Genomic DNA, 868 nt, shown 5'->3' on the forward strand with positions numbered 1-868 from the left:
GTCGCGGGCCTGAGCGTGCCGCCGCCGTTCCGCGGCCGCGGCAAGCCGCTCGACCTGCTCCGCCAGGGCGGCGTCACCAATTTCTACTGGCAGTATTTCCAGGCGCCCGGTGTCGCCGAGGCCGAGCTGGAGCGCGACGTCGCCCGCACCATACGCATCGTGCTTGGGGGACGGGGCCTCGCCGATCCCACCGCCGCGATGTTCGTGCAGGAGGGCAAGGGCTTTCTCAGCCACGCGACCACGGAGGAGCCCCTGCCCGGCTGGCTCAGCGAGACTGATCTGGCCTATTTCACCGAAAGCTTCCGCAAGTCCGGCTTTCGCGGCGGGCTGAACTGGTACCGCAACATCGATCGCAATTGGGAGCTGACGGCGCCGTGGCAGGACGCCCAGATCCGTCAGCCCTCGCTGTTCATTGCCGGCTCCAGGGACGCCGTCATCACCGGCCTGATCGGCGCCAAGCGCGTCAACGAGCTCGAGCGCGTGCTGCCCAATCTGAAGCGAAAGCTGATCATCGAGGGCGCCGGCCATTGGGTGCAGCAGGAGCGACCCGACGAGGTGAACGCGGCGCTGGTGAAATTCTTGAGGGAGAGCGCGGCCTAGTAGAGGCCGCGGCCGCTCAGGATGTTGCGAGCCTCGGCGGCGCCGTCGGCCGACGAATCCGCGTTCTCGGCGGCGTAACGGCCGTCCCGGTCGTAGGACACCGCACGAGCGTTCTGCACCGCCCGGCCCCGGCCGCGGCTCGAGGCCGACATTTCCGAGGTTGCATTGAGCGAGGCCATGTCGGCGGAGGTGTTGCCGAGATTATAGGGCCGCCCCTCCGGCATCGGCACGTCGCCGCGAATGGCGCCGCGGCTCGATCCGGGCAATT

General features: G+C 68.7%; 1 protein-coding gene and 1 pseudogene. One reads left to right on the forward strand and one right to left on the reverse strand.

Annotated features, from left to right (window positions below; all coding sequences use genetic code 11):
* A partial coding sequence (locus MOV74_RS39225; RefSeq protein WP_246932983.1) for an alpha/beta fold hydrolase occupies positions 1 to 600 on the forward strand: 600 nt, incomplete at its 5' end.
* On the opposite strand, the pseudogene MOV74_RS39230 reads toward MOV74_RS39225, so the two are convergent.
* Positions 597 to 868, reverse strand: a pseudogene (locus MOV74_RS39230) (septal ring lytic transglycosylase RlpA family lipoprotein); the annotation flags it as partial. The gene MOV74_RS39225 and the pseudogene MOV74_RS39230 overlap by 4 nt on opposite strands.

The organism is Bradyrhizobium sp. SHOUNA76 (assembly GCF_023006445.1).
Taxonomy (GTDB): domain Bacteria; phylum Pseudomonadota; class Alphaproteobacteria; order Rhizobiales; family Xanthobacteraceae; genus Bradyrhizobium.